This window comes from Frankia nepalensis (genome assembly GCF_016786325.1).
Classification (GTDB): domain Bacteria; phylum Actinomycetota; class Actinomycetes; order Frankiales; family Frankiaceae; genus Pseudofrankia; species Pseudofrankia nepalensis.
The window spans coordinates 1-5,156 of the sequence record NZ_JADWYU010000281.1 but is presented as its reverse complement, the minus strand read 5'-3'; the positions used below and the strand labels follow the sequence as shown (position 1 = coordinate 5,156).

General features: G+C 73.9%; 4 protein-coding genes. 3 read left to right on the top strand and 1 reads right to left on the bottom strand.

Annotation, left to right across the window (positions count from 1 at the left end):
- On the bottom strand, positions 1-834 hold an 834-nt coding region (locus I6A81_RS40315), incomplete at its 3' end, for a biotin--[acetyl-CoA-carboxylase] ligase (protein ID WP_407661464.1).
- Between the two features lie 311 nt (positions 835-1,145).
- Between I6A81_RS40315 and I6A81_RS40310 the strand changes: the two genes are divergently transcribed.
- The 3 genes from I6A81_RS40310 to I6A81_RS40300 all read left to right on the top strand — a co-directional run bounded on the left by I6A81_RS40310 (position 1,146) and on the right by I6A81_RS40300 (position 5,039).
- Positions 1,146-2,741: an acyl-CoA carboxylase subunit beta gene (locus I6A81_RS40310; RefSeq protein WP_203005913.1), complete on the top strand. Its 1,596-nt coding sequence runs from the start codon at positions 1,146-1,148 to the stop codon at positions 2,739-2,741.
- A gap of 99 nt (positions 2,742-2,840) precedes the next feature.
- Positions 2,841-3,089 (top strand): acyl-CoA carboxylase epsilon subunit, encoded by a 249-nt coding sequence (locus I6A81_RS40305; protein ID WP_203005914.1) that lies wholly within the window; start codon positions 2,841-2,843, stop codon positions 3,087-3,089.
- Positions 3,090-3,269: 180 nt separating this feature from the next.
- Entirely contained in the window at positions 3,270-5,039 is a 1,770-nt protein-coding gene (locus I6A81_RS40300) for an acetyl/propionyl/methylcrotonyl-CoA carboxylase subunit alpha (RefSeq protein ID WP_203005915.1), read from the top strand.
- Positions 5,040-5,156: the final 117 nt, after the last annotated feature.

The window sequence follows — 5,156 nt, the reverse complement described above, 5'->3', positions numbered from 1 at the left end:
CCTCGTCTCCACCGTCACGCCGCGATCCGCCGCACCGACAGGGCCCCGAGCCACGTCGGGAGGTCGTCCCACGCGACCCCCGCCCCCCCGAAAACCGCCCGCCACCCCCGACCCGCCGCCACCCACACCCCCGGCCCCGGCCGGCGCGGCCCGGCCGGCCGCCGCGGCGGCGAGCAGGGCCAGGCTGGTGCCGCCGGGCGGGAGCTCGGCCGCGGCGGTGTGCACGTTCAGCCCGAACCCGATCACCAGCCCGGGCGTCCGCGCGAGGTCCGCCCGGCCCGCCGGGCCCGCCCCCGCGGCCGGCGGGGACGTGGCGGGCACCAGCTCGACCAGGATGCCGGCGAGCTTGTCCCCGCCGACCTGCACGTCGTTCGGCCACTTCAGCCACGCGGGGACCGAGTACCGGGAACGCAGCGTGCCGACCAGGGAGGTGCCGGTGACCATCGGCAGCCAGCCCAGCCGGGCGGTCGGCACGGTCGGGCGGGCGAGCAGCGAGACGGTCAGGCCCGCGCCCGGCGGCGACACCCAGGTCCGGTCCAGCCGGCCGCGCCCGGCGCGCTGCCGCTCGGCGGCCACGACCAGCCCGGCGGGCTCGCCAGCCCGGGCCCGCGCCGCCACGTCGGCGTTGGTGGACCCGGTCTCGGCGGCGACGACGATCCGCAGCCCTACCGCCCGGCCCGCCTCGGCGAGCGCGGCGGCGTCCAACGGGTCCGCCACCTCGCCGCGGGCCCGCCCGCCGGCCTCGCCGTCCGGCGCTCGACCGGGACGCGGCCCCACCCGGTCGGGGGCGCCACCGCCGGCGCCGCCCGCCAGCTTCGCTATGTGATCCGTCACAGTCCCACCCTGCCAGCCCCTCCGGACACGAGCCACGCGACGGTCGCCGAGCGGCGCGCGACCGCCACGGAAGAGACCGGAGCGGACGACGCCAACCGACCGACCGCCCGCCGCCAAGCAACGTAAAACGGCCACGAACCTGGCCACAGACCGGGACTGACCCAGACTTTCCGGGCAACCCGCGATCAGGGTGGGTCGGGCGCCCCAGCGCCCGACAGGTGGATCGCCTGGCGGTCGCGCAAGCGACCTTCCAGGCGATCCACCCCACGGACGCTCGCACCCGCGCCCGTGGTGGCCGTACGCTGCCGCGCATGGCACTTCCGGCGTCCGCGACTGAACCCACGCCCGATCCGCACACCACCGCCGGCAAGCTGGCGCAGCTTCAACGCATCAACGACGAAGCGGTGCACGCCGGCTCGCAGCGCGCGGTGGACGCGCAGCATGCCAAGGGCAAGATGACGGCCCGGGAAAGGATCGACGCGTTCCTTGACCCCGGCTCGTTCGTCGAGACCGACGCGTTCGTCCGGCACCGGGCGCACGACTTCGGCGTGGACAAGAACCGGCCGTATGGCGACGGCGTCGTCACCGGCTACGGGACGGTCGACGGGCGTCAGGTGTGCGTCTTCAGCCAGGACGCGACGGTCTTCGGCGGCAGCCTCGGCGAGGTCTTCGGCGAGAAGATCATCAAGGTCATGGACCTGGCGGTGCGGACCGGCTGCCCGGTGATCGGGATCAACGACTCGGGCGGCGCGCGCATCCAGGAGGGCGTCGTCGCGCTCGGCCTGTACGGCGAGATCTTCTACCGCAACGTGCTGGCGTCCGGCGTCGTGCCGCAGCTGTCACTGATCATGGGGCCGTGCGCCGGCGGCGCCGTCTACTCGCCGGCCATCACCGACTTCACCCTCATGGTCGACAAGACCAGCCACATGTTCATCACCGGGCCGGACGTGATCAAGGAGGTCACCGGCGAGGACGTGGGCTTCGAGGAGCTCGGCGGCGCGCACACCCACAACTCCAAGAGCGGTGTCGCGCACTTCCAGGCGTCCGACGAGGCCGAGTGCTTCGAGCTGGCCAAGGCGCTGCTGTCGTACCTGCCGCCGAACAACATGGACGAGGCGCCGGTCTACGACGAGGTCGCCGACGTCGAGGCGGAGCTCGACCCGGAGCTGGACACCTTCATCCCGGACTCCGCGAACACCCCGTACGACATGCACAAGGTGATCGAGAAGATCCTCGACGACGGGGACTTCCTCGAGGTGCACGCGCAGTTCGCGATGAACATCATCGTCGGCTTCGGCCGGGTCGACGGCCGGTCCGTCGGCGTCGTCGCCAACCAGCCGATGCAGTTCGCCGGCACCCTGGACATCGACGCCAGCGAGAAGGCCGCCCGCTTCGTGCGCACCTGCGACGCCTTCAACATCCCGGTGCTGACGTTCGTCGACGTCCCCGGCTTCCTCCCGGGCACCTCGCAGGAGTGGACCGGCATCATCCGCCGCGGCGCGAAGCTGATCTACGCCTACGCCGAGGCGACCGTGCCGAAGGTCACCGTCATCACCCGCAAGGCCTACGGCGGCGCGTATGACGTGATGGGGTCCAAGCACCTGGGCGCCGACATCAACCTCGCCTGGCCGACCGCCGAGATCGCCGTCATGGGCGCGCGCGGCGCCGTCAACATCATCTACCGGCGTGAGCTGGCGGCGTCCGGCAGCCCCGACGCGCGCCGCGCCGAGCTGATCGAGGACTACAACGAGCACTTCGCCACGCCCTACATCGCGGCCGAGCGGGGCTACCTGGACGCGGTGATCGCCCCGTCGGCGACCCGGCGCGAGGTCATCCGCGCGCTGCGGCTGCTGCGCAACAAGCGCCAGACGCTGCCGCCGAAGAAGCACGGCAACATCCCGCTGTAACGGGAGCGGGGCCGGGGGGAGCCGCCCGGCCGCGGGGGGCCGGCGGCCGGCCGGCCCGGACCAGGATCTGACCAGCACATCCCACGTCGAGGAGGAGCGGTGGCCGAGAGCGAGGGCGCCGAGTCGCGGCGGCCACTGCTGCGGCTGGTGCGCGGCGACGCCACGCCTGAGGAGATCGCGGCCGTGGTGGCCGTGCTCGCGGCGCACGCCGCCGCCACGGCGGCGGTGCCGCCGCGGCCGCCCCGGTCGGTGTGGGCCGACCGGAGCCAGGTGCTGCGGGTCTCGGCCGGCGCCGGGCCGGGCGGCTGGCGGCGGGCCGGCATCCTCGGCGGCGTCCGCACCGGGTGAACCTGGTCACCCCTGCCGCCGAGCCCAACCTAGGGGCTGCCTCTCGCGCCAGAAAGCGCGATCGTGGGCACGGGGGTCCGGCGGTGGGAACGAGCCGGCAATTCGACGCAATTTCAGGTAGCAACCTCAGCGGCCGCAGTCGCCCTAGACTCGGGCAGGCCGAACGAGGACGGGAGGAACGTGCGTAAGATCCTCATCGCCAACCGCGGCGAGATCGCCGTCCGGGTGGCGCGGGCCAGCAAGGACGCCGGCTACACCAGCGTCGCGGTGTATGCCGAGCCCGACATCGACGCCCTGCACGTTCGCGTGGCTGACGAGGCGTACGCGCTTGGCGGATCCACCCCCGGCGACTCGTACCTGCGCATCGACAAGATCCTCGACGTCGCGGCGAAGTCCGGCGCCGACGCGGTGCACCCGGGGTACGGCTTCCTCTCCGAGAACGCCGACTTCGCCGAGGCCGTCATCGCCGCCGGGCTGACCTGGATCGGCCCGCCGCCGGACGCGATCCGCCGGCTCGGCGACAAGACCGCCGCCCGCCACATCGCGCTCGCCGTCGGCGCGCCGCTCGCGCCCGGCACCGCGGACCCGGTCGCCGGCGTCGACGAGGTCGTCGCGTTCGCCGAGGAGCACGGTCTGCCGGTCGCCATCAAGGCGGCGTTCGGCGGCGGCGGCCGCGGCCTGAAGGTCGCCTGGACGAAGGACGAGCTCGCCGAGCTGTTCGACAGCGCGGTGCGCGAGGCGGTCGCGGCCTTCGGCCGCGGCGAGTGCTTCGTCGAGCGCTACCTCGACCAGCCGCGCCACGTCGAGACCCAGATCCTCGCCGACACCCACGGCAACGTGGTCGTCGTCGGCACCCGCGACTGCTCGCTGCAGCGGCGCTATCAGAAGCTGGTCGAGGAGGCGCCCGCGCCGTTCCTCACCGAGGCGCAGGTCGCCTCCCTCTACGAGGCCTCCAAGAAGATCGCCAAGGAGGCCGGCTACGTCGGCGCCGGCACCTGCGAGTTCCTGGTCGCCAAGGACGGGATGATCAGCTTCCTCGAGGTCAACACCCGGCTGCAGGTCGAGCACCCGGTGACCGAGGAGACGACCGGCATCGACCTGGTGCGGGAGCAGTTCCGGATCGCCGAGGGCGAGGCGCTCGGCTTCACCGACCCGCCGGCGCGCGGCCACTCGATCGAGTTCCGCATCAACGGCGAGGACCCGGGCCGCAAGTTCCTGCCGGCGCCGGGCACGGTCACCAGGCTCGTGCTGCCGACCGGCCCCGGCGTGCGCGTCGACACCGGCATCGAGAGCGGCAGCGTCATCGGCGGGGCGTTCGACTCGCTGCTGGCCAAGGTCATCATCACCGGCGCGACCCGCCAGCAGGCGCTGGAGCGGGCCCGCCGAGCCCTCGACGAGCTGATCGTCGACGGCATGGCGACGGCGCTGCCGTTCCACCGCGCGGTGGTGCGCGACCCGGCGTTCGCCCCGGACACCGCCGACGAGGCGTTCACGGTCCACAACCGCTGGATCGAGACCGAGTTCGTCAACACGATCCCGGCGTTCACCGGCGGGGCCGAGGACGAGGCCGGCGAGGCCGGCGCGCGCGAGACGGTCGTCGTCGAGGTCGGTGGCAAGCGGCTGGAGGTCGTGCTCCCGGCCGGCCTCGGCGCCGTCGGAGGCGCGGCCGGCGGCGGAGCCCGCGGCGCGGCGCCCAAGCGCAAGGCCAGCACGAAGAAGGCGGGCGGCGCGACCGGCAACTCGCTGACCAGCCCGATGCAGGGCACGATCGTCAAGGTCGCGGTCGCCGACGGCGACGCGGTCGCCGAGGGTGACCTGATCGTCGTCCTCGAGGCGATGAAGATGGAACAGCCGATCACCGCCCACCGCGCGGGCACCATCACGGGGCTGTCCGCCACCGTCGGCGCGGTGGTCCCCAGCGGCACGGTCCTCTGCGAGATCAAGGACTAGTTCGCGGCGTCGCCCCGGGACGCTTCCGTGGGTGGCTGGGCGCCCCCCGCGGCCCGGCCGGCACCGCCCGGGGCGGGGGGGGCCCCGGCGCCGCTCGCCCGGCCAGTCGGCTGCCAT

Excerpts from the sequence above, each read along its gene's own strand:
- I6A81_RS40310 (WP_203005913.1), top strand. The coding sequence starts at position 1,146 with ATGGCACTTCCGGCGTCCGCGACTGAACCCACGCCCGATCCGCACACC.